Origin of the sequence: Exiguobacterium sp. s168, from assembly GCF_018619035.1 — a bacterium.
Classification (GTDB): domain Bacteria; phylum Bacillota; class Bacilli; order Exiguobacteriales; family Exiguobacteriaceae; genus Exiguobacterium_A; species Exiguobacterium_A acetylicum.
The window spans coordinates 1-21,188 of record NZ_JACSNE010000024.1 but is presented as its reverse complement, the minus strand read 5'-3'; the positions used below and the strand labels follow the sequence as shown (position 1 = coordinate 21,188).

The 21,188-nt window shown below is 47.3% G+C and carries 25 protein-coding genes and 1 pseudogene; 10 read left to right on the top strand and 16 right to left on the bottom strand.

Going from position 1 to position 21,188, the window contains the following annotated elements; translation table 11 throughout:
- Window positions 1-22: 22 nt before the first annotated feature.
- On the bottom strand, window positions 23-979 hold the full coding sequence (locus KNQ15_RS12870) for a sensor domain-containing diguanylate cyclase (protein WP_214729726.1): 957 nt from the start codon (window positions 977-979) through the stop codon (window positions 23-25).
- Between the two features lie 386 nt (window positions 980-1,365).
- Here KNQ15_RS12870 and KNQ15_RS12865 point away from each other — a divergent pair, with 386 nt between their 5' ends.
- The 6 genes from KNQ15_RS12865 to KNQ15_RS12840 all read left to right on the top strand — a co-directional run bounded on the left by KNQ15_RS12865 (window position 1,366) and on the right by KNQ15_RS12840 (window position 6,812).
- The gene (locus tag KNQ15_RS12865) at window positions 1,366-2,358 is read left to right on the top strand and encodes a siderophore ABC transporter substrate-binding protein (RefSeq protein ID WP_050677096.1); all 993 of its coding nucleotides are present in this window, start codon (window positions 1,366-1,368) and stop codon (window positions 2,356-2,358) included.
- Between the two features lie 20 nt (window positions 2,359-2,378).
- Window positions 2,379-3,374 carry an ABC transporter permease gene (locus tag KNQ15_RS12860; RefSeq protein WP_214729762.1) on the top strand — a complete coding sequence of 332 codons (996 nt, stop codon included), beginning with the start codon at window positions 2,379-2,381 and terminating at the stop codon, window positions 3,372-3,374.
- A gap of 5 nt (window positions 3,375-3,379) precedes the next feature.
- Window positions 3,380-4,435, top strand: a complete 1,056-nt coding sequence (locus KNQ15_RS12855; RefSeq protein WP_483299356.1) for an iron chelate uptake ABC transporter family permease subunit — start codon at window positions 3,380-3,382, stop codon at window positions 4,433-4,435.
- Complete coding sequence (locus KNQ15_RS12850; RefSeq protein WP_214729724.1) at window positions 4,432-5,184, top strand: iron ABC transporter ATP-binding protein; 753 nt, start codon at window positions 4,432-4,434, stop codon at window positions 5,182-5,184. Before KNQ15_RS12855 ends, KNQ15_RS12850 begins: the two co-directional genes overlap by 4 nt.
- Window positions 5,185-5,212: 28 nt before the next feature.
- Window positions 5,213-5,908, top strand: coding sequence for a dihydropteridine reductase (locus KNQ15_RS12845; RefSeq protein ID WP_214729723.1), 696 nt, complete (start codon window positions 5,213-5,215; stop codon window positions 5,906-5,908).
- Between the two features lie 124 nt (window positions 5,909-6,032).
- Entirely contained in the window at window positions 6,033-6,812 is a 780-nt protein-coding gene (locus tag KNQ15_RS12840) for an HAD-IIB family hydrolase (RefSeq protein ID WP_214729722.1), read from the top strand.
- A gap of 71 nt (window positions 6,813-6,883) precedes the next feature.
- On the opposite strand, the gene KNQ15_RS12835 is transcribed toward KNQ15_RS12840, so the two are convergent.
- The gene (locus tag KNQ15_RS12835) at window positions 6,884-7,150 is read right to left on the bottom strand and encodes a hypothetical protein (RefSeq protein ID WP_214729721.1); all 267 of its coding nucleotides are present in this window, start codon (window positions 7,148-7,150) and stop codon (window positions 6,884-6,886) included.
- Between the two features lie 179 nt (window positions 7,151-7,329).
- Here KNQ15_RS12835 and KNQ15_RS12830 point away from each other — a divergent pair, with 179 nt between their 5' ends.
- Window positions 7,330-8,436 carry a citrate synthase/methylcitrate synthase gene (locus tag KNQ15_RS12830; RefSeq protein WP_214729720.1) on the top strand — a complete coding sequence of 369 codons (1,107 nt, stop codon included), beginning with the start codon at window positions 7,330-7,332 and terminating at the stop codon, window positions 8,434-8,436.
- A gap of 64 nt (window positions 8,437-8,500) precedes the next feature.
- On the opposite strand, the gene KNQ15_RS12825 is transcribed toward KNQ15_RS12830, so the two are convergent.
- The 8 genes from KNQ15_RS12825 to KNQ15_RS12790 all read right to left on the bottom strand — a co-directional run bounded on the left by KNQ15_RS12825 (window position 8,501) and on the right by KNQ15_RS12790 (window position 15,738).
- Complete coding sequence (locus tag KNQ15_RS12825; RefSeq protein ID WP_214729719.1) at window positions 8,501-9,067, bottom strand: DUF1349 domain-containing protein; 567 nt, start codon at window positions 9,065-9,067, stop codon at window positions 8,501-8,503.
- Between the two features lie 42 nt (window positions 9,068-9,109).
- The gene (locus tag KNQ15_RS12820; RefSeq protein ID WP_353048920.1) at window positions 9,110-9,823 is read right to left on the bottom strand and encodes an N-acetylmuramoyl-L-alanine amidase; all 714 of its coding nucleotides are present in this window, start codon (window positions 9,821-9,823) and stop codon (window positions 9,110-9,112) included.
- Window positions 9,824-9,946: 123 nt separating this feature from the next.
- Window positions 9,947-10,474, bottom strand: a complete 528-nt coding sequence (locus tag KNQ15_RS12815) for a general stress protein (RefSeq protein WP_214729718.1) — start codon at window positions 10,472-10,474, stop codon at window positions 9,947-9,949.
- Window positions 10,471-11,517 carry a DUF871 domain-containing protein gene (locus tag KNQ15_RS12810; RefSeq protein WP_214729717.1) on the bottom strand — a complete coding sequence of 349 codons (1,047 nt, stop codon included), beginning with the start codon at window positions 11,515-11,517 and terminating at the stop codon, window positions 10,471-10,473. Before KNQ15_RS12810 ends, KNQ15_RS12815 begins: the two co-directional genes overlap by 4 nt.
- 82 nt (window positions 11,518-11,599) lie before the next feature.
- Window positions 11,600-12,973, bottom strand: coding sequence for a PTS transporter subunit EIIC (locus tag KNQ15_RS12805; protein ID WP_214729716.1), 1,374 nt, complete (start codon window positions 12,971-12,973; stop codon window positions 11,600-11,602).
- A 12-nt stretch (window positions 12,974-12,985) separates the two neighbouring features.
- Window positions 12,986-13,870 carry an N-acetylmuramic acid 6-phosphate etherase gene (gene murQ / locus KNQ15_RS12800; RefSeq protein WP_214729760.1) on the bottom strand — a complete coding sequence of 295 codons (885 nt, stop codon included), beginning with the start codon at window positions 13,868-13,870 and terminating at the stop codon, window positions 12,986-12,988.
- 449 nt (window positions 13,871-14,319) lie between these two features.
- On the bottom strand, window positions 14,320-14,700 hold the full coding sequence (locus tag KNQ15_RS12795) for a BsuPI-related putative proteinase inhibitor (RefSeq protein WP_214729715.1): 381 nt from the start codon (window positions 14,698-14,700) through the stop codon (window positions 14,320-14,322).
- Window positions 14,701-14,784: 84 nt separating this feature from the next.
- Window positions 14,785-15,738 (bottom strand): SMI1/KNR4 family protein, encoded by a 954-nt coding sequence (locus tag KNQ15_RS12790; protein ID WP_251137689.1) that lies wholly within the window; start codon window positions 15,736-15,738, stop codon window positions 14,785-14,787.
- A 156-nt stretch (window positions 15,739-15,894) separates the two neighbouring features.
- Here KNQ15_RS12790 and KNQ15_RS12785 point away from each other — a divergent pair, with 156 nt between their 5' ends.
- Together KNQ15_RS12785 and KNQ15_RS12780 are read left to right on the top strand one after the other, a co-directional pair.
- A complete protein-coding gene (locus KNQ15_RS12785) occupies window positions 15,895-16,806 on the top strand; it encodes an EamA family transporter (RefSeq protein WP_214729714.1) in 912 nt (303 codons plus the stop codon).
- A gap of 3 nt (window positions 16,807-16,809) precedes the next feature.
- Window positions 16,810-17,271, top strand: coding sequence for a hypothetical protein (locus KNQ15_RS12780; RefSeq protein WP_214729713.1), 462 nt, complete (start codon window positions 16,810-16,812; stop codon window positions 17,269-17,271).
- Window positions 17,272-17,349: 78 nt separating this feature from the next.
- Here the strand turns inward: KNQ15_RS12780 and KNQ15_RS12775 are convergent, their stop codons facing one another.
- The 6 genes from KNQ15_RS12775 to KNQ15_RS12750 form a co-directional block, all read right to left on the bottom strand.
- Window positions 17,350-17,826 (bottom strand): glutathione peroxidase, encoded by a 477-nt coding sequence (locus KNQ15_RS12775; RefSeq protein ID WP_214729712.1) that lies wholly within the window; start codon window positions 17,824-17,826, stop codon window positions 17,350-17,352.
- A 73-nt stretch (window positions 17,827-17,899) separates the two neighbouring features.
- Entirely contained in the window at window positions 17,900-18,118 is a 219-nt protein-coding gene (locus tag KNQ15_RS12770) for a hypothetical protein (protein ID WP_029341406.1), read from the bottom strand.
- A 41-nt stretch (window positions 18,119-18,159) separates the two neighbouring features.
- Entirely contained in the window at window positions 18,160-18,567 is a 408-nt protein-coding gene (locus KNQ15_RS12765; protein WP_029341405.1) for a cytidine deaminase, read from the bottom strand.
- Window positions 18,564-19,037, bottom strand: a complete 474-nt coding sequence (locus KNQ15_RS12760) for a GNAT family N-acetyltransferase (RefSeq protein ID WP_214729711.1) — start codon at window positions 19,035-19,037, stop codon at window positions 18,564-18,566. The genes KNQ15_RS12765 and KNQ15_RS12760 overlap by 4 nt, the downstream gene beginning before the upstream one ends.
- Window positions 19,038-19,062: 25 nt before the next feature.
- Window positions 19,063-19,353, bottom strand: a complete 291-nt coding sequence (locus KNQ15_RS12755) for a hypothetical protein (RefSeq protein WP_214729710.1) — start codon at window positions 19,351-19,353, stop codon at window positions 19,063-19,065.
- 46 nt (window positions 19,354-19,399) lie between these two features.
- Entirely contained in the window at window positions 19,400-19,927 is a 528-nt protein-coding gene (locus tag KNQ15_RS12750) for a M20/M25/M40 family metallo-hydrolase (RefSeq protein ID WP_341087652.1), read from the bottom strand.
- Here KNQ15_RS12750 and KNQ15_RS12745 point away from each other — a divergent pair.
- Window positions 19,910-20,177, top strand: a pseudogene (locus tag KNQ15_RS12745) (IS30 family transposase); the annotation flags it as partial. The gene KNQ15_RS12750 and the pseudogene KNQ15_RS12745 sit on opposite strands and share 18 nt — an antisense overlap.
- Window positions 20,178-21,188 lie beyond the last annotated feature (1,011 nt).

The window sequence follows — 21,188 nt, the reverse complement described above, 5'->3', positions numbered from 1 at the left end:
GTCAGGTCTTTTGATATTCCGTTCATTTCTTCGCCATCTCATAGAACTGATACGTATTCTTCCCAGACGACTTAGCGGCATATAACGCAACATCCGCCTGTTGTAATAAGGCATGCAACTCTGGACGGAACGCAGTGTCATACATCACGATCCCGATACTCGTCGACACGCGGTAGTCCGTTTCCCACTCACTTAACGCAGTGACGATCCGCTCTGCGAGTCGTTCCCACCCTGCCCTTGAATCCGAATGACCGAAATGGAGGATGAATTCATCACCGCCTAGACGTACGGCCATCGCATCATCTTGTTCGCGGACGAACTGTCGCAAGCGTTGTGCGACTTCTTGCAGGACGATGTCCCCGGTCTCGTGTCCATAGACGTCATTGACCTGCTTAAAGCCATCGAGATCAAGGAAGAAGACGGCCCCAGTTTGCCCGGGATGCTCCTCGAACTGCTTCGTTAAGTACCGTCGATTATGCAGTCCTGTCAACGCGTCCTTCCAAGCATGACGCTCAAGCTCCAAATAGTACAAGAAGAGTCGGACGATCCGTTGCAATAGCTGAACATTCTTCTGTTCATACAAGCTGACCCGATTATTGATTGCACATAATGTGCCGAACGTCTCCCCGCTCGTCAAGACGATTGGAATACCCAAGTAGGAGCGGACGTGAGCCTCCTCCAAACCCTTTCGCCAGTCGCCCAGTTGTTCCGCATTCGGAATATCTTCGAGCACGACCGGCTGTCTCGTCTCGAAATCAATCAGCTTACATAACGATTGGTTCAGTTCAATCTGCATGCCTTCCACCATCGGGATATCTGCTTTATCGTTCGCGATCTTCAACATCCGTTGTTGTCCTGCTTCGATTGCTGATAAATACAGCATCTGGTCCGGTAGAATCTCTTTTGCGAAATCGAGAACATCATCCGCCAATTCATCAAAATTTTGATACATCTTCAAGTCTTCAAATGGTTGATTCATACAGCACCTCATTTCGAAGTCATCTTCTGTAGCGTCTCTGATTTGAAAAACAAAAAGGTTACATTTATTACCACTTTCTCTTTTGACTATCGTTTAAACCTGTTTTTGTAAAAACGTTCGATGGTCCTATTTCTAGTCCTAAATGAGAAAGATTATCATTTTTTTATTTTCGTATAGTTTATAGAAGGTAAAAATTCGGACAGCCATTTGACTGGAAATGAGCATTGCGTCTTCTAAAATCGTCTGCTATCATTCTCAATGAACATGACAATGATAATCATTATCACTTATTGAGAACAGATGACTCAGATAGAACTACATAATCCATCTGCTACTTAATCCGTGATTTATGCTTTATCAAATTAAACAAGAGGAGCTGAATCATCATGGGGAAATGGAAAACACCACTCGTCGTGAGTTCGCTTGCTGTCTTACTGGCGGCATGCGGGAACGCAGGAGAAGCAGACACGAAGAAGGACGCGGAAGCACCGAAGACGGTCAAAATCAAGGACGCACATGGAACGGTCAACGTCCCGGTTGATCCGAAGAAGGTCGTCGCACTCGACAACCGGACATTCGAGACGCTTGCCGCATGGGACGTCGAACTCGCAGCAGCACCAGTCGGACTACTTCCGGCTGAGTCACCGTATGCGAAAGATAAGGATATCGTCGATGTCGGCATGCACTTCGAACCGAATCTCGAAGCGATTGCTGGTGTCAATCCAGACGTCGTCATCGTCGGCCAGCGTTTCGCTGATCATTACGAAGACATCAAAAAACTCGTCCCGAACGCCGCTGTCATCGATCTTGACATCGCTTTACCGGAAGACTCCGGTACGCCAGGTGAGTTACTCGTCAAAGGACTTGAAGATACGACTGAAACACTCGGACAAATCTTCGATAAGAAACAAGAAGCGGATCAGCTCGTCACGACGCTTGAGCAATCGATCAAAGACGTTAAAAAATCGTATAACGGACAGGACAGCGTCATGTCGGTCATCGTCTCAGGCGGCGATATCGGATTCTCGGCTCCGATGAGTGGACGTGTCTTCGGACCGATGTATGATCTGTTCGACTGGAAACCAGCCCTCGAAGTCAAACAAAAATCGGGCAACGACCAAGGGGACGAAGTCTCGGTCGAAGCGATTGCTCAAAGTAACCCGGACTGGTTACTCGTCCTTGACCGCGACGCACCACTTGGAAACGCTGAAGGTGCCGTGCCGGCGCAAGACGTCATCGACCGCGCGCCTGCCCTGCAGAAAACAAAAGCAATCAAAGACGACAATATCGTCTACGCACCAAAAGATACGTACTTGAATGAATCGATCCAGACGTACTCGGAATTCTTCACTGACATCGCGAAAGCGCTCGAGAAGTAATGGCACACGCACAGCAACAAATGAATGGAAGAGTTGAGCCACCCGCTCGACCTTCCTTTTCTGTCGTTTGGACGAAGCCGTTCGTCTTTACTTTATGTCTCGTCTTAGCGCTCGCAACCGCGTCTCTCTTCACGGGTGTCTACGAACTGCGGAGTGCCGCGAACGATTTCGATATGTTCTGGATCACACGTGTTCCGCGGACACTTGCCTTGATGCTGACGGGTGCTGCGATGGCAATGGCTGGACTCGTCATGCAACTGATCACGCAAAACCGGCTCGTTGAACCGACGACGACGGGAACGATCGAATGGGCGGGACTCGGACTGTTAGCCGTTTACTTACTCGTTCCGGCACCATCGTTGATGATGCGGATGAGCGGTGCTATTCTTTTTGCATTCATCGGAACGATGGTCTTCTTCTGGTTTCTCCGTTCGGTCCGATTGCGGTCATCGTTGATTGTTCCAATCATCGGACTGATGCTCGGAGCCGTCATCTCCGCGATATCGACGTTTCTCGGGTTGTTCTTCCGTGCCAGCCAAGCGATCGAAGGCTGGTTCGTCGGCTCGTTCGCGTCCGTCCAGATCGGTCGCTACGAATACCTCTGGATCATCATCGGTGTCACGGTCTGTATCTTCTTTCTCGCGAGTCGCTTGACGCTCGTCGGACTCGGCGAAGACATTGCGACGAGCCTTGGCGTCAACTACAATCGACTGATGCTGATCGCGACCGGGCTGATTGCCCTATCAGTCGGTGTCGTCGCGACCGTCATCGGCAACCTACCGTTCCTTGGCTTGATCGTTCCGAACATCGTCTCGATGTTTCGCGGTGACAATCTCCGTAGTAATCTGCCGTGGGTCTGTCTGATTGGGATGGCGACGATTTTAATCAGTGATCTGATTTCACGCACGATCATCCGTCCGTTTGAACTGCCGGTCTCCTTGATTCTCGGAACGGTCGGAGCAGCCGTCTTCATCATCATTCTGTTACGTCGACGGAAGACTGGAGGTGTCAGGTGAGTACCGTGATTAAACAACAGGAACATACACGAATTCAACCGAGCGTTACACGTGAAACCAATCGCCGGGCGTCTGCGTTTCAGTCGAAACGACTCGAGCGCCGCTACTGGATTCTCCTCATCCTGTTCCTCAGCGGCGGAGTGCTCAGTACGATCGGTCTCTTGCTCTACAATAACCCGGTTCCGTTTGATTCTCCGTCCTTTTGGCCGGTCGTCGAACGCCGGATCACCGCCGTCATCACGATGGCGATCGCGGCAATTTGCCAAAGTCTTGCGACCGTCGCCTTTCATTCGGTCACGAGTAACCGGATCATCACACCGTCCCTGCTTGGTTTTGATGCTCTCTACTCGACGATCCAGACATCGATGATCTTTTTCTTCGGTGCGGGAGCACTCGTCGGCTTTACCGGCACGAGCGCCTTTTTGACACAGGTCGCAATCATGCTCGCGATGAGCCTCTTATTATACGGATGGTTGTTGTCCGGAAAATACGCGAACCTGCAGCTGATGTTGCTCGTCGGAATCATTCTCGGCACTGGTCTGAACTCGCTATCGTCATTCATGCGAAAGATGCTTGCACCGTCCGAATTCGATATCTTACAAGCACGATTATTCGGTTCGGTCACGAATGCCGACGCATCTTACTTCCCGATTGTCATTCCGGTCGTCCTCATCGTTGGTCTGTTGCTCTACTTCTCGTCAAGACGACTGAACGTCGTCGCGCTTGGAAAAGACGTCGCGACATCGTTCGGTGTCAATCATCGCGGCAGTGTCATCTACTTCTTGATCCTGATTTCACTCCTGATGTCAATGTCGACGGCATTGATCGGACCATTGACGTTCTTCGGTTTCTTGATCGCGACTCTCAGTTATCAGGTCGCTGCGACGTACGATCACAAATACGTTTTCCCGATGGCATTCGCAATTGGTTTCTTCGTTTTAACAAGTGCTTATTTCTTCATGTATCACATTTTCAACACGCCAAGCGTCGTCTCCGTCATCATCGAACTGTTCGGCGGTCTGATTTTCCTTGTCGTGTTGCTTAGAAAGAGGTCCCTATGATATCACTCGAACAAGTAAAAAAATCGTATACGGACGACGTCCGAATCGGTCCAATTGATTTAACGATTCCAAAAGGCGGGTTCACGGCATTGATTGGTCCAAACGGTGCCGGCAAGTCGACAACGTTGATGATGATCGGCCGGTTGCTTGATCTCGATGCCGGGCAGATTGAAGTCGCCGGGATGGATGTGACAAGTAGTAAATCGAAAGACTTAGCAAAGATCATCACGATCTTGCGACAGGAAAACCATTTCGTAACGCGGCTGACGGTCCGGCAGCTCGTCGGCTTCGGACGGTTCCCCTACTCACAAGGTCGCCTGACAGCGGACGACGAAACAATCATCTCGAAATACATCGATTTTCTCGAGCTGACGTCGCTTGAGAATCGCTATCTCGATGAATTATCGGGCGGTCAGCGGCAACGGGCGTATGTTGCGATGGTACTCTGTCAGGAAACGGAATACGTCTTACTCGACGAACCACTTAATAACCTTGATATCGCTCGCTCAGTCCAGATGATGGGGTACCTGCGACACGTCGCTGATACGTTCGGACGAACGATCATCACCGTCTTGCACGACATCAATTTTGCCGCGAAATATGCCGATCACATCTGTGCGATGAAGGACGGACAAATTGCCGCTTTCGGAACGGTCGCCGAAGTCATGGATGAAGCGCTATTATCCGAGATTTTCGAGACACGACTTGAGATCATCGAAGGGCCATATGGTCCGATTGCTGTGTATTGATACTTTATATAGAAATGAGGAATGAATGATGCAGATCGATTGGCTACCACTAGAACAGGTAACGCAAGAAGGCGAACACACCTATACGTTTCATTTAAAACGCCCAGATGATTTTATTTGGGAGGAAGGCGCCCATACGCATATGGCGCTAGAAGGTTTTAATGCAGGCGAAAAGCCGAACCGCAGTCTGATTCGGCATATGTCGATCTCGACACTCCCTCATGAAGGAACGATCGGCATCACGACGCGGATTAAACCGGAATGTTCCGTCTTTAAGGAGACACTTCGGCAGTTGAAAATGGGTGAGAAGATTGCTTTGTTTAAGACGCACTCGAACATTCCACTACGCCGGGAAAATCGTTCGGTGTACTTACTGTCAGCCGGCGTCGGTCTGGCAACGTTTCGACCAATCATCCTGCAACATCAGGCTGACAGAAGTGGTATTCCGCACATGCACTCGTTGAATGTCGACTCGGCGCGCACTGAACTATTCAAAACTCAGCTTCCTTCGCACGAGCAGTTTAGCCCCGCTTTTGTCGAGAGTCGCTCCGCTTACTACGATGCTGTCAAAGCGATGACAGCGGACAAGGAAGGGTTGTTCTACATCGTTGGTAGTGATGAATTTCCCCGAGACACAATTGATGTGTTGCAGACTGCTAACATTCCGGCAGCACAGATCATGATTGATAAACGTCAGGACCAGCGAGATACGTTTTTAGCATAAAATACCAATGATTAGACTTCAGCATTGACTGGAGTCTTTTTGTTTTCTCAAAATAAAGAATTGGTATTTTATCTGTAAATATTTGTTATGATAAGTGCATCAACTGACTTTTGGAGGGTTGTTTATGAATTTTGTATTTGATCTCGATGGAACAATATGTTTCAAAGGAGAACCGATGTCTCAAGACATCGTACAGGCGCTTCACGCAGTCGAGGACGACGGGCACCGTGTAATTTTTGCTTCGGCACGTCCTATCCGTGACATGCTACCCGTCATTCATCCTTCATTCCACGACCATATCTTAATCGGCGGAAACGGATCGTTGGTCGCATCGGAACAAACGATCATTCAGTCGAAATCGTTCGACGATCGTGAGCTTTCCCTTATCACGGAATTACTCGACAAGCACAAAGCCACATATTTAATCGATAGTGATTGGGATTATACATATAACGGACCTCAAGACCATCCTATACTGAACAATCTAGATCCGGCTAAGACGGCACAAAACGTTCCGCTAGCTCACCATGATCGCATCATAAAAATGCTCATTTTGAGTGCCAATAATCTGAAAGCCTTAGAAAACGAGCTGCTACGAATAGATGTCATCGTACACCACCATGGATCGGAACAGGTATTGGACATCAGTCCAACCAGCATCAATAAACGGACTGCTTTACAAACACTCGGTATCGAGAACGAGGGATACATTGCTTTCGGGAATGACGCAAATGATATCGAGCTATTCAAAGGAGCACAGTATGCGGTCATGATCGGAAGCCATAAATCACTCCGTTTTTACGCAGATCACATCATTGACTCCACCAGTCCTTTAGAATCTCACATAGTCGAACAAATCAGGCATCTCAGCCAAAAATACGTCTATTCCACGTCGTATTCCTAAATAACGCCTGGTGAAATTTTCGGATCAATAGTTAAATCTCTATCAAATGTAATGCAATTTAACATAGTTATTCATCCAAAGATGAATACAATGGGTAAGAATAATCCGCTCATCAAGAGCATCCCTATTATGATAGCGATACTCGATTTGAAAACCGACAGCGTTTGTTCTTCTAGTGGCTTGAGCCGTTTCACAGGAATGAACATGGTCAATGAAGCAACGACTAATGCCAGTGGCTCAAGAATCGTTCGGCTCACCGAAAAGAACAAATCAATCATTAAAAAAACATTTAATACAAAGAAAAATCCCAATAAGCGAATGATCATTGCTTTATTCATCTGTACTCCTTCTTCAACTATGTACGTCATAGTAGATACAATTTTCTATTAAACCATTATAATTTCTTCTTTGATTATAGAACACCTCAGAATAATTTTGGAAACGTATTCAAATAACTGGTGATTTGGTGTCGTTGTAAGTCATACTGACTATAGGTATCAGAAAAGGAGTGTTGAAGATGGAATACAAAAAAGGACTCGAAGGCGTCATTGCCGCTGAAACACAAATCGGTTTAGTCGATGGAACGTTAGGTCACCTTATTTATCGCGGACACTGGGCAAAGGAACTCGCATTATCCTATTCATTCGAAGAAGTCGTGTATTTCATCTGGAATGGTGAATTCCCAACTGAATCGGAATTGGTCACGTTCAAAGAACAGATGACGAGCTACCGTGAACTTCCTTCTTACGTTAAAACGATTCTCGATACATTGCCGAACGAGATGGATGTCATGAGTACGATGCGAACAGCAATCTCGGCACTTGGTACACCCGCTTTCGCTTGGCCACCGACAATTGATCAAGCGATGCACGTAACAGCACTCTTACCAACAATCATTGCCTATAAATATCAAAAAAATCAAGGTGCTGACTTCATCGAACCAAATCCGGAACTCGATCATGTCGCGAATTACATCTATATGATCAAAGGACAATTACCGAGTGACGTCGAGATAAAAGCATTGACGGCGTATCTGATCTTAACAATTGAACACGGTATGAATGCTTCGACGTTCGCTTCCCGTGTCGTCGTCTCGACGGAATCGGAAATCATTTCTGGCGTCTGTGCTGCGATTGGTTCCATGAAAGGACCGCTTCATGGTGGCGCCCCGTCAGAAGTCATTGAGATGATTGATGAAATCGGAACGATCGATAACATCGAACCTTGGATCCGGAACAAGTTAGAAAAAGGCGAAAAACTGATGGGCTTTGGTCACCGTGTCTACAAAACACGCGATCCGCGTTCAGAAGCCTTAAAAGTCGTTTCAAAAGATCTCGCGCAAGAGAGCGATTGGTTCAACCTGATTACACAAATGGAGCAAACGGCGATTGATTTGCTCGAAGAATACAAACCGGGTAGAAAACTGTATACGAACGTTGAATTCTTCGCGGCGGCCGTCTTAAAAGGACTCGACATTCCGAAAGAACTGTTCACACCGACGTTCACCTCTAGCCGTATCATTGGCTGGACGGCACACATCCTCGAACAATCGCAAGACAACCGGATCTTCAGACCACAATCGTCATATACAGGACAGATGCCAGAACAAGCAGCTAAGTTTTGATTAGTCTCTAGTTACGATCAAAAAATGGACCGATGCCTGACATCGGTCCATTTGCTATGGCGTTTTATTTAACGATTGTCTCTAATGAGAAATCTAGTACTTCCACTTCACACCCTGCCGCTTCTACATCCGGACTACACGCATACGGTCCAATCTTCAAATCGGTCACGTCATGTAAGTGTGCGATCCGGAGTTGCTCTTTGTGCTCTCCTGTTACGTGATACAACGTGACATCTTGATTGAGATAGTGGAGTTCAAAGACAAGCGGTGCATCAAACAGCGTATCGTCGACATCCCGGCACGACCAGTCCGAGTACCCAAAGCTCGTCACGACGGCACCAAGATGCGATGGACCATCCGGAATGAACTCAGCCGAGACCTTCACCCAGTGATCGTCGTTCACATAAAGCAAAATCCCCGCTTGATCATATGTCGCATTCGGATTTAACTTTACTTCGATCCGGCATTTGAACTCCCCTTCCGGAGAATCCTGCAACAGTGCATGCCCCGTCAGACGGTTGAACTGATAATGGGTATTGCACCAAAAATCCGTATCCGGATCCGTCATGAAGCGTAATGGTGTTTCCTGTTCGATACGTGTCGGTGGATTTAACCAACTTGTATTCTTCATCGAATTTTCCCCCTTTTTAATCATCGATGATTTATTGCCTCTTTATTTTAGCGACGCATCAATCCCTTTTACCATCCCGTTCACGAGCTTTTTTTGATAACTATCAGATGCTAATTTTTGATCTTCTGTTGGATTTGACATAAAGCCCATTTCAATCAACACAACAGGAGTCTTCGACCAATTGAAACCCGTCAAATCTTTTCGTGGAACAAGTCCAGTTCCGTAACTCTTTTTCGCCTTCGTTGATTCAATTAAGTGCTTCAACATGATGGTTGCTTGTTTTTTACTCGTCTTATTGATCGCCTTCGTCACTTGATCATCTGGATATAAGACGGAGATTCCTTCTACCTTTCGATCCGTGCTTCCGTCTGCATGAATCCGAACGGTTAAGGCAGCTTTCTTCGCATTACAATATTTTGCACGCTCTGCATTACTGATGTTGACATCGTGTGTCGTTCGCGTCATATGTACCCGATATCCCTTTTTCACTAATGCAGCTTTTAATTTCAATCCGACTTGTAAATTCAGTTTATACTCTGGAATTTTCGTCTTTACTCCGCTCGTCCCCGCGCTCACTTTCACTTTCATGACCTTCGAACGTGGAGCGACCGGTTCTTTTGCTAAGTTTTGCTTTTTTTGATGACCTGGATCAATACAAATCGTTTCCTTCTTTGACGTCGATTTCGCCTGTCCATCGAGTGGCATCGCACTTCCAATCAATAGACTTAACATGATGAGTAAACCAATTCGTTTCACTTTTCATCACACTCCATACCATCCATTTTGCAAAACTTATTAACGTCCTCTTAACTTCCGTAACTTTCGATAGCCACGAATGAGCATATCGAGCATACAATCCCTCCTATTTTCTATGAACCCTTAGACTACTTTACGAAGTCGTTGCATATCCTTATTCAATGCTGATCGTTTCAAACGTCTGTTCCGTATTAAGTATTGCACATCTGACCGGTTATCGTACATAAGTTGGATATGGAAATAATTGATATATTCAAGAATCGCACAGACATATAATAACAAGGCAAGTTGTGTTCCGGAGACGGGAAGCTCAGATCGGAAACGCATCCAATCGATTCCGAACGCACACGCTGTCAGGACGAGCAAACCTATATTGATGACACGACAGTGACGTAATCGTCGGACGACGGGTTTCGGGGTGATCGACGTTCCTTCCTTCTTCAGACGCCTTGACTTGCTATACCAATACCAAGCTCCTTGAATCAACAACAGCTCAAACAAAAACAGTGACATCCAAAATGCACTGAGCTCAAATAACTGCAGTCGTGGAAAGACACGATTACCAACCCAGCTGAGCGGTAAAATCGTGACGACCGTGAACAGCTCTCCTCGGTACAGATAGGCGAGTCGTTCCGCAACGAGCTGCTTCATGGCGTCACCCATTCGATACGGAACTTACTTCCTGGACCAAGCCGTGCGATCAATGGTTGATCAGCCTCAATCACGCGTCCGATGACGTTGACTCGCTCATCTGCCGACAAATTACGTTTCGTGATTTGAACCTCGCCCGCGTATCGTCCGTATTTTTCATTATCGATCGTGATCGTTCCAAGCGGACGGGCAGACGGATCTTGCGGTGTTAGATCGATCGTCGACGGCTTCATCCGCGACTCGACGGATCGAATGACATCCCGCGCCGGATCAAACCGATTCGTTTCCGTCTCCCGTTGTGCTTGCTGTCCGTTCGCGAGTGCCCGCAGTACGATGATTCCGTCTTGCTCTGCTTCGAATTGCCGGATCGTCGCCTCCGTCAATCGTGGATCCCCAACAAGAATTCGATCAACGGTCGATTGTAAGTCGATGTAACTGGCGAACGGTGCCGCATTTCGGTGTTCTTCAAGTGTCGGTAACGTCTCAAACAACGGTCCACGGAGTGTCTCGTCACCCGGTATGAACGCTTGAACCCGTAATCCTTGCGTCTGCAACCAGGCATTCTTTTCCTCAAACCATATCCGGTCGAGTCCCGTTTCCGGTCGCGGATAAAAATTATGCCACGCTTCCGTTTGATCGATTCGCAGACCATGTGCCTTCATCTCCGTCAATTCGTCTGCTGTTAACGTACTGGCGTTCAGCGCAACCATCATTTGGTTCGATAACGTCGCGATTTGCTGCGGACTGATACCGTAATCAAGACGGAGTCCCGTCACACCCCAGTCCGTTAACGTCGCTGCAGTCTCCCATGTCTTGCCGAGCGTCGCGAGCGACGCTGGTGCGATGTCCGCCACGAGTTCGAAACCGAGCTCACGTGCTAAGCGACCGAGTGCTTGCAAGCGTTCGACGTACAGTGAAGAATCGTCCTCGGGAATATGTAGCGATGTAAAGAGCGACGTAAAACCAACAACACGCATCCGCTGTAGCCACTCGCTCGTCTCGTCTGTGATCGGTTCACTTAAATAGATTGATAATCCTTTCATCGACTCACTCCTTCACTTCTCTACTTAGAGAAAAAGCAGCTGATTCCTTCTTTTGGGAAGGATTCAACTGCTGGTCAACACCTTAAATACCGTCTGCCATCTCTTCTTTAAAACCGAACCAGTACGTGAACAGGAATCCTGCCGCGTATGAGATGATGAGACCACCGATGTACGTCAAGTACATCCCGTTGTCGATCAACGGTGTCAATGATAAACCGGATACGCCGACGCCAAGCGCCGTCGTCTTCATCGTTGCTTGGAAGGCACCACCAACTGCTGCGCCGAGACATGCCGTTACGAACGGACGACCGAGCGGCAACGTAACACCGTATAACAACGGTTCACCGATTCCGAGGAATCCGACCGGAATCGCACCTTTGATGATGTTACGCAGGCGCGGATTGCGCGTCTTGACGAAAATCGCCATTGCCGCCCCGACTTGACCCGCTCCTGCCATCGCAAGAATCGGTAAGAGTGGCGTATTTCCAATCGTGTTCAAGAACTCGAGATGGATCGGTGTCAGTCCGTGATGGAGACCGACCATGACGAGTGGTAGGAAGAAGCCGGCCAGTACTGCCCCGGCAAGTGGTCCACCGACCTCAAGCACGGCATTGATTGCTTTCATGATGCCGTCTGACAGCAGTCCGGCAACCGGCATGATCGCATAAAGCGAGGCGAATCCGACGATCAGCACCGTCAACAGTGGCGTGAAGATGATGTCGATCGATGCGAACATGAAGCGACGGATGTGTTTCTCAAGATACGTCATCAACCACGCCGCGAAGATGACACCAAACAAACCGCCCCTGCCTGGAACGAGCGGTTCCCCGTAAATCGTGATGTCCGCAAGCACGGGGTTGAATAGAATCCCACCGGCAATCGCCCCGAGCACCGGTGTTCCGCCGAACTCCTTCGCCGTATTCCAACCGACAAGGATTGCGAGATATGCAAAGACCGTCCCACCGATCAAGAGTAAAATCTGCATCCATGTCTGCGTTGCATCGACACCCGCATTTTTCGCGAAGTTCGCACCGCCGTTGATGATTCCCGAAGCAACGAGTCCCGGAATGAGCGGGATGAAGATGTTCCCGATTCGGCGCAAGAAGCGTTTGAACGGTGACTGTTGTTTCGCTTTTACTTTTTGCCGTTCGACGGTGGCTCGTTCTTCTGGCGTCAAGTTTGGATCAACGGACTCTTCCCCGATCGCGAGTCCCGTCTCACGACTTAAGTGGTCGGCTACCCGATTGACCGTTCCCGGACCGACGACGATTTGTAACGTCTCGTCATCAATGACCCCCATGACCCCATCAATCCGCTTTAACGCATCGATATTGGCTTGCGTCGGATCCTTTAGCGATAAACGAACCCGCGTCATACAGTGCGCAAGCTGCCGGAGATTATCTTTTCCACCGACGCGCTCGAGAATCGCGTGTGCCAGCACTTCTTCCTTCTTCATCGTGTTTCCCCCTTAGAGTGCGTCTCGGACGAATCCGTTCGCTTGCTGTAATCGTTCGACGGCTTCCGTATACGGAACATTTGCAAGAATCATGACGATTGCCGTCTTGACGTGTCCGTGCGCTTCATGGAAGACGCGTTCCGCCGTTACAGCATCGACTCCTGTTGCCTCACTGATCATCCGCTTCGCCCGGATCTCGAGCTTTTCGTTCGTTGACTGGACGTCGACCATCAAATTTTGATAGACCTTACCGACACCGATCATCGCCGCTGTCGAAATCATGTTCAAGACGAGCTTTTGCGCCGTTCCAGCCTTTAGTCTTGTTGACCCCGTCAAGACTTCCGGACCTGTTTCGACTTCGATTGCATAGCGTGCATGCCGACTGATGACCGCATTGGTGTTACAAGAAATCGCTGCTGTCACCGCTCCGATTTCCTTCGCGTAATCAAGCCCACCGATGACATATGGCGTCCGTCCGCTTGCTGCGATGCCGATCACCGTATCACGTGCTTCTAGCTGGAGCGCTTTCAAATCGTCGACGGCAAGCGTCCGACTATCCTCTGCACCCTCGACCGCTTTGATTAACGCGCGTTCGCCGCCAGCAATCAAACCGACGACCATGTCTGGTGAGACACCGAACGTCGGCACACATTCTGCCGCATCGAGAATCCCGAGCCGCCCGCTCGTACCAGCACCGATGTAAATCAAGCGTCCTCCATTTTTGAATGATGCAATGACGTGTTTGACGACGTCCGCGATGACGGGAATTTGTTCCCGAATGACCGTCGCGACCGTTTGATCCTCAGCGTTCATCACCCGTAAGACATCCTCGACAGTCATTTCATCGAGTCGCATCGTCTGTTCATTCCGACGTTCCGTTGCTAATTGATCTAACATCTGCTTCACCCTTTCTCTTCCCTCCCTTTATTATACAATTAAGAAATTTTAATTCAATATTATTTATTTAATTTTGAAATTAAATTTCTATATATAAAAATAAGGTTTTGTCCTTCATTTCAGGCTTGGTCCCTTGATTTCCTGCTTGTTGTAATTTCCTCATTCACAAAGTCCAGTAACGCAGACATTCGCTCCCGTCCAATCGTCGCGACGAGTAACGGGATGCGTGGTCCGTAGGATTGATTGATCGTCAGTTGATAGAACAGTGTCGCGAAGCATCATTAATAAACAAAAAAGCTGATTTTCATCCGTTAGATGCCTAACGGATAAAAACCAGCTTCACATGGACCACTTTTGTACGTCTCATGTTACTAATAACATCATTCGTACTGAAACCTGTATGAGGTTCTAAGATATTTATTAAAGAAGTCATTCACCAGAGGCGTAAATCATTTTAATTTCTCTTCCATATCCTCTACTGAACTAGAACTGTCGCTGTACTGTTCTTTCTCCTCAACGAGATATTCGATATCGTATGTACCCGGTTCGATTGTCCCGCCTTGTACCGTTTGTTTGAGAACGACGGTTTCTGATGCTTTGACGCGTTTCTTTTGTTGGCTTGTTTTACTCTGTTGCTTTCTTGAATCGAAGACGACAGTCCTTGATTTGCTCTCACGAACGATGACATTCAACAAATGCCCAGAGCGAGCTACGACATCAAATGCATGGTCTCCTGTGTTCGTCAATTTGTATTCAAAGACGAGTCCCTCTTTCGTAGTCCCTTTGAAGGATGTCTCATTCGTCTCACTCCCACTTTGCGGTTGAATCATACAACCGCTCAAACAAAGTATCATGGGGAATAACAACCATTTTTTCATCTGTAAAACTCCGTTCTGTGTGAAGAAATTTCTGAATCATTCCCACCCTGGGAGTGGGCGAGGTGGCTCCTCGACGAAAGCACGATATCCATCGAAGCTCAGTCCTTGACGTTGCGGATTATGGTTGCGAATCAACGAGTCACCCGTCTCGTCATCGTTCTGCCAAAATCGGTGTTCTTTTTGAAAGACCATGATCGATGAATACTGAAATCTCTCTGCCATTAGATATTCCCGAACCGATTGCATCACTTTTTCAAAACACGAATCCGAGTCGTAGCTACTGCCAAGACGTTCTTTTTCTTGTTTTCCTTCGAAAATCTTAACCGAGAAACAAGCATTTTTCTTCGCAATCGGATACTCGATTTCAACGCGAACCGAGTCGACGAAACGAATTGGTCGAGGTTTGCTCACTTCCTCTTCGGAATTGTAGTCCTCTACATAATAAGCATCTGTTGCAATCGAGAAGTCCTTGAACTCCCAGAACATATCCCCTTGCGCAATGATCGCATATTCAAGAAACGTGCCGAAGTTCTGTCCGATTGGGTCAGTTTCCTCTGTCGACAACTCATGAAACATCCAGTGCATATACGGCGTCTCCTCCGTCTTCGCATCTTCCGTATGGATCAAGACGTATCCTTCGTTCATTTCGCCAATCATCAAGAAATGATCGTAGTCTTCATGGATCAGGTCGTCCTCTTTAGCCTGGATCGTCAATTCAATGACTTTTTCAAGCGGATAGAGTTCGATGCCAAGACCTTGAATCATGAACAACTCCGCTCCGTCATGTAAACGAAGGAATGTCTTATATTCACTTGGTAACGTTAACTTGAACTGTTTTTCAAACGACTGAATCGCCTGTTCCGTCACCGGATCATTCAGATTGAATTGAGCGACTCCTGTGTCGTATCGCCGCTGAATGAAGGTCGATCCGTGATTGATTTTTTGTGTTAAGACGTCAAGTATTGCTTCGATTTGGTTCATTTGTTTCATGGGTCCCCATCCTTTTCACCTTCACATTCGTGAATAATACGATTTTACCCTATACACCATACCATTTTTTCAATTATTTGGTGTATTCCATTTTACTCTTTCTGTGGTATTCTCGTTCTAATATCATTAAAAAAATTGCATTCGAAGAGGTGACTCATGTCTAAATCATCATCGATGTTGCTCATATTACTTGCTGCGATCTTTTGGGGTACGACGGGGACCTCACAAGCCTTTGCGCCAGAAGATGCACACCCGATTGCAATTGGTGCCGTTCGTCTGGCTGTCGGCGGACTGTTCTTACTCTGTCTCGTTCTCTTCAAAGGAACGCTGACGTTACGCGACTGGCCACTGCGGACGATTTTACTTGCTGCCGTCAGCATGGCAGCTTACCAGCCCTTGTTCTTCTCGGCTGTTTTAATGACGGGTGTCGCCGTCGGTACCGTCGTCGCGATCGGTAGCGCGCCGATTTTTTCCGGATGTATCGAGTGGCTGTTCCTAAAAAAACGTCCGGCGTTGCTGTGGTGGGCTTCAACCGGATTATCGATCACCGGTTGTCTGTTGCTTCTGAACAATCAAGGAACGGTCGCAATTGATCCAATCGGAATCGTCCTCGCACTAGGTGCCGGACTATCGTTTGCCGGGTATACATTCGTCAGTCGAGACCTCGTCAAGACACACGCGCCGCTGTCGGTCGTTGCCGTCATTTTCACGACGAGCGCTGTTCTGTTGTCACCTTTACTCTTCTTATTCGATCTCTCCTGGCTGTTCACGTCACGTGGTGCCGGAATCAGCCTCCATCTCGGCGTCGTTGCGACCGGGCTTGCTTACTGGTTATTCGCAAAAGGGCTATCGAACGTACCGTCGTCGACTGCCGTCACGCTCTCGCTCGGTGAACCATTGACGGCTGCTTTGCTCGGTGTGTTCGTCCTCGGCGAACAGTTAAGTGGCACGGCTTGGTTCGGGATCTCGTTATTGTTACTCGGTATCGTCTTATTAATCAGTTCGTCTCGCCTAGCAACGCGCCAAACCGTTTTGATAGAAGAGCGACAAACTCGGACAGGAGGCTAAATCATGCAAGAAATCACGCTTGAAAAACTGCAGTTTCGCGAGGATTACAACATCGGACTCGATCAGTTCTTGATGGATGTCGCAAATGGTAACAGATTGATATTTCATTTCCGTGGGCATACGGAGGAGACGATGGTCATCGTTGGTGACTACAGTTGCAATTACTTCCGATTGACCTTCGAAGCGGATGCGATTCTGCTTCGTTCACCGGACCTCTATGAACTAAAAGAAGATGTCGAGATCAATCCGATTCCACTTCTGACGCTGACCGATTCAAAGCTACTGACGTTCGCACGTGAAATGATGGGACTCGATCCTACAAAAGACTGGATCCATTACTGGCTCCGGGCGTTCGAACAGGATTTTCATGTCTTGTCTCCCCGGCCACCAGTCTTGATCGACCTCGGACATAAACGAAGTGATGCGATTGTCACGTATTCATTTGATTCGTTCAACGCTGAATGACATAAAAAAGCCCTACCTCGCCAAAGGTAGGGTATTCGTTCGTCCCGCCCAACGGCTCGCGCCGGACGGTTACTATGATTATAAATACAAAGATAGCGTTCTTTCAACTGACTGGACGGAATCGACCGGACTGAACCGACGTACGACACGTCCTTGGCGATCGATTAAAAACTTCGTGTAGTTCCATTTGATTTTCGACGACAGCAAGCCGGACTGTTCTTTCTTCAAGAACGTATAAAGCGGATGCTCGTCCGGTCCATTGACGTCGATCTTCTGAAACATCGGAAACGTCACGCCATAGTTCAGCTGACAGAACTGCATCGTCTCTTCCTGACTCGCGAACTCCTGCTGATTGAATTGATCGCACGGAAAGCCAAGCACCGTGACTCCCTGCTCGTCATATTTATCGTACAATGCCTGCAGTTCGCCAAGTTGTTTGACGAGCCCACATTTGCTTGCCGTGTTGACGATCACGAGGACTCGTCCAGCATAGTCACCTAATGAAACAGTCTCGCCCGCTGCGTTTTGTACGGTTGCATCGTATACGGTTTGCATGTTTCCCAGCTCCTTTGCCCCGAGTATAAGACAAAACGCGCACCCTGTCGTTTTCAGGCATGCGCGTAATGCTTTACCAGATCGTCTCTTCTTTGTCGCTCAGTTTGATGACGAACGGTAGGATCAAGACGAACAAGAGACTGACGTATCCGAGCGATAAGTAATGTTGCGAGTCTTTCGAGATGTATTGCTTCACGCCGCAGTTCGGACATGCTTTCCCATGTTTCGCAAATCCGACAGCAAGCACTTCTTTTGTTTTGAACTTATACTGGCAATTCGTACAACGTACCATCTGATCATCTCCTTCTCATTACATACGTTTCCTCTTATCATTTACGTTTCAGTCGAATAAGCGTGTGACCAATGATAGGGTTGAAGCTCTTGGAGTGATTTAAACAGAATGGTTTGTTCAGAGTTCGTCACTGCCGCTAGGACGTCCGGTCCAAAATAATTCAATCGTTCCTGACAGACTCCACACGGCGTCAAAATTTTAAAAGATGCTTGTTCGTCATCCCGAACGACACACATCGTATGCGTGATGCGGCAATTGAGTTTGTGTGCCTCAAGAATCGCTCCGGTTTCTATGCATAACTCGGTCGAAGCGTTCAATACTTCTGGCGCCACGCTCGTCAAGATTTGACCGTCATCGGTCGCCATCGCTGCTGCCCCACCCCATCCATTCGGATATCTGCTATTGATCAAATTCGTCGCTGCCTCGAATAATCGTTGTTCGATTGTCATGATATCACTCCTATCGATAAACGCATTTTCAAAAATTCATAGCTTCCACCGTTCGTCGCCTGTTGGAACCGTTCTACTGGAAGGAAGCCACTTTTCGTATACAAGCGAATCGCCCGCTCGTTGAATGTCGCGACAGCTAATTCGATTTGTTTAGGTGCATACCGGTCCATGATGAACGCAAGACCGGCTTCTAAAAATGCCGTACTATTTCCTCGCCCGGTCAAGTCCGGCCGCATGCCAAGCCCGACGTCAACGACGTCTGCGTTTGGTTCAAATACATAATAGCCAACCAATTCTTCCCCATCCAACACAGCAAAATAATGTTCCGTCCGCTTTGCTGGATCGAGAAATTCTACTAAATCTTCTTCGTCATTCGGCATATCATAAAATGCAAACGCCCCGTCATATTGCCACTCGTAGGCGACCTGTTCCGCCTGTCGTTGTGTCAGCGGTGAAAATGTATAGCTCATCAGGATTCAGCTCCTCTTCGGTTCGTTAACGAGATCGATTCTTTCGGTAGTCTAACAGTAGCGGCAATACATTTAATCCGATCGAGATGAACGTCAATACCCACAGTGCCCGCTCCATGCCCGGTACGACGTCCTGTAACGCTGCCCAGTCCTCCCGTGCCACGAATTCCGCAACGAGTCGGTATTCCGCGCACAGCGTCAGTGCCGTCAAACTTAGTCCGAGCACCATCAGAAAACGATAGTCCTTACCGATCACATAAAAGATAATATTCAGTGCCGTAAATCCAATCGCCAGTAAACCCAGAATGATCCACATTGAATCGTCTCCTCTCACCTCTCCTTTTTACTATATTTGGAATCCATTACTCGGTATATCCGCCTAGAGTTGGATTTTTTGTCTGCTCAGCGAAATAGCGCTCGAGCAATCGGTGATGAAGTAATGTTTCGACCAAACGGACGGTTTCGAGCGTCGCCGCGAAATCAACCTGTTCAAAATCCGTATGCTCGTGCAGATAACCAACGGACAAGTTGACAGCTGGAATAGCTCGTAGTGCGAATAGTTTCGTATCACTGCTTCCTCCGTACCGTGTCGTTCGCCAATTCGGCATATCACTCAACATACCGGCTTGCTCAAAACATGCACCAAAAGCTGTCTCACAAAAATCAAACTCGACGTGACACCCTGTAACGATGTCGCGTGTACCGCGGCGATCAAAGACGATTGCTGCGTCGACGTCCTCTAAAAAGGACGCGTCCATCAATTCTGCACCACGACAACCGATTTCTTCTTCGATTGAAAAAGCGAGCTTGATCGTTCCGCGGAAGTCAGTCGCTGGAATGCGTTCCATGAGTTCAAGAATCGCAGCGATGCCCGCTCGATCAGCTGTCACGAACGGATACAGGACTCTCTTGGTATCCCAATGTACTTCACGGATCCCTATTCTTCATGGCAACGTGGCAGCAATGAGAATGCCAATGGTCTTCTCCGTGAGTTCTTCCCAAAGGGAACCAACTTCGGAATGATCAACAAGACAGAATTAAATCACGCACTTTCTAGAATCAACAATCGACCAAGAAAGTGTTTGGATTGGAAAGACTGCATATGAGGTCTTTTCCGAAGGAGTGTTGCGCTTAATTTGACAAACCGTCATTTCATAAAACTAAGTTGGATAAGAAAAGGGGAAATGTATAAAAAATACGACATACGAGAAAAATTTAACAGATAAATCAACTCTGAACATGCGGATCCCATTGTTATAACGCTTTAAGTTATGAGGACTATTGGTAAGAATTACGGTAGCTTGATAAAAATGTCTATTTGCGTCATATCTTAAATAGTATCAGTGATGTATAGTCACAGGAACATTAACTCAATGACTTTGGGACATCTAAGTTCAATGCATGAATAGGCGGGGGATCGATATTGATTCGGGAGATATTTCAGACGAAGAAGGCTATTAAGAAAATAAACCGGATACTACGTTCTAACGATAGTCGATCCAACAAATTACCTAGAATACCCTAATAATGAAAAGTAAATGAAACAAGTGGATTCATGTATCACTTAGCGATGATCCCCCTAAGAATCACATCTTCTTTTTAGTGGATGAAGATGGAGTCAAGCATTTTGAAGAAGACTTTCTTAAAATATTGTCGGATGGTTGAAAGATCTGTTTGTAGAATAGTGAATAAAATCAACGTGGGGACATCTTAACATGTTAATGGATACAACAAGAAAAAGGCGTTTTGTATTTCTTCTTTGTTAATAGGGATATAGATAAAAAGCAATTTCATAAAGCAGGAAGAATTCACCCCCTTGGTCGTACAAAACTTTGATACAATAAGTGAGAAAGGAGAAGAGAAGGTATACAAGAGTTAATGTAGGATATTAATGGTGGCTTTTTTAGCTTCTTAATCGGATGTATTATAGCTTCCGCAGGAACAAATCTAAACGCTTAAAATCAAAAAACTATAAAATCAATGACTATCCCTACATCTAGTGTTGAGTCTACGTATTTGACCATCATGATGGTAAGGCGAACGCTTTATAATAGATTAAGTGAGGAGCATTCCTGTTAGGAAGATTTCTGAGGCCTTGAATTAAAAAAAGCCCTCTTTTATGATGATTGAGTGGTCACCCGATAAAATGAC

Excerpts from the sequence above, each read along its gene's own strand:
- KNQ15_RS12870 (WP_214729726.1), bottom strand. The coding sequence starts at position 979 with ATGAATCAACCATTTGAAGACTTGAAGATGTATCAAAATTTTGATGAA.
- KNQ15_RS12865 (WP_050677096.1), top strand. The coding sequence starts at position 1,366 with ATGGGGAAATGGAAAACACCACTCGTCGTGAGTTCGCTTGCTGTCTTA.
- KNQ15_RS12860 (WP_214729762.1), top strand. The coding sequence starts at position 2,379 with ATGAATGGAAGAGTTGAGCCACCCGCTCGACCTTCCTTTTCTGTCGTT.
- KNQ15_RS12850 (WP_214729724.1), top strand. The coding sequence starts at position 4,432 with ATGATATCACTCGAACAAGTAAAAAAATCGTATACGGACGACGTCCGA.
- KNQ15_RS12845 (WP_214729723.1), top strand. The coding sequence starts at position 5,213 with ATGCAGATCGATTGGCTACCACTAGAACAGGTAACGCAAGAAGGCGAA.
- KNQ15_RS12840 (WP_214729722.1), top strand. The coding sequence starts at position 6,033 with ATGAATTTTGTATTTGATCTCGATGGAACAATATGTTTCAAAGGAGAA.
- KNQ15_RS12835 (WP_214729721.1), bottom strand. The coding sequence starts at position 7,150 with ATGAATAAAGCAATGATCATTCGCTTATTGGGATTTTTCTTTGTATTA.
- KNQ15_RS12830 (WP_214729720.1), top strand. The coding sequence starts at position 7,330 with ATGGAATACAAAAAAGGACTCGAAGGCGTCATTGCCGCTGAAACACAA.
- KNQ15_RS12825 (WP_214729719.1), bottom strand. The coding sequence starts at position 9,067 with ATGAAGAATACAAGTTGGTTAAATCCACCGACACGTATCGAACAGGAA.
- KNQ15_RS12815 (WP_214729718.1), bottom strand. The coding sequence starts at position 10,474 with ATGAAGCAGCTCGTTGCGGAACGACTCGCCTATCTGTACCGAGGAGAG.
- KNQ15_RS12810 (WP_214729717.1), bottom strand. The coding sequence starts at position 11,517 with ATGAAAGGATTATCAATCTATTTAAGTGAACCGATCACAGACGAGACG.
- KNQ15_RS12805 (WP_214729716.1), bottom strand. The coding sequence starts at position 12,973 with ATGAAGAAGGAAGAAGTGCTGGCACACGCGATTCTCGAGCGCGTCGGT.
- murQ (WP_214729760.1), bottom strand. The coding sequence starts at position 13,870 with ATGTTAGATCAATTAGCAACGGAACGTCGGAATGAACAGACGATGCGA.
- KNQ15_RS12795 (WP_214729715.1), bottom strand. The coding sequence starts at position 14,700 with ATGATTCAACCGCAAAGTGGGAGTGAGACGAATGAGACATCCTTCAAA.
- KNQ15_RS12790 (WP_251137689.1), bottom strand. The coding sequence starts at position 15,738 with ATGAAACAAATGAACCAAATCGAAGCAATACTTGACGTCTTAACACAA.
- KNQ15_RS12785 (WP_214729714.1), top strand. The coding sequence starts at position 15,895 with ATGTCTAAATCATCATCGATGTTGCTCATATTACTTGCTGCGATCTTT.
- KNQ15_RS12780 (WP_214729713.1), top strand. The coding sequence starts at position 16,810 with ATGCAAGAAATCACGCTTGAAAAACTGCAGTTTCGCGAGGATTACAAC.
- KNQ15_RS12775 (WP_214729712.1), bottom strand. The coding sequence starts at position 17,826 with ATGCAAACCGTATACGATGCAACCGTACAAAACGCAGCGGGCGAGACT.
- KNQ15_RS12770 (WP_029341406.1), bottom strand. The coding sequence starts at position 18,118 with ATGGTACGTTGTACGAATTGCCAGTATAAGTTCAAAACAAAAGAAGTG.
- KNQ15_RS12765 (WP_029341405.1), bottom strand. The coding sequence starts at position 18,567 with ATGACAATCGAACAACGATTATTCGAGGCAGCGACGAATTTGATCAAT.
- KNQ15_RS12760 (WP_214729711.1), bottom strand. The coding sequence starts at position 19,037 with ATGAGCTATACATTTTCACCGCTGACACAACGACAGGCGGAACAGGTC.
- KNQ15_RS12755 (WP_214729710.1), bottom strand. The coding sequence starts at position 19,353 with ATGTGGATCATTCTGGGTTTACTGGCGATTGGATTTACGGCACTGAAT.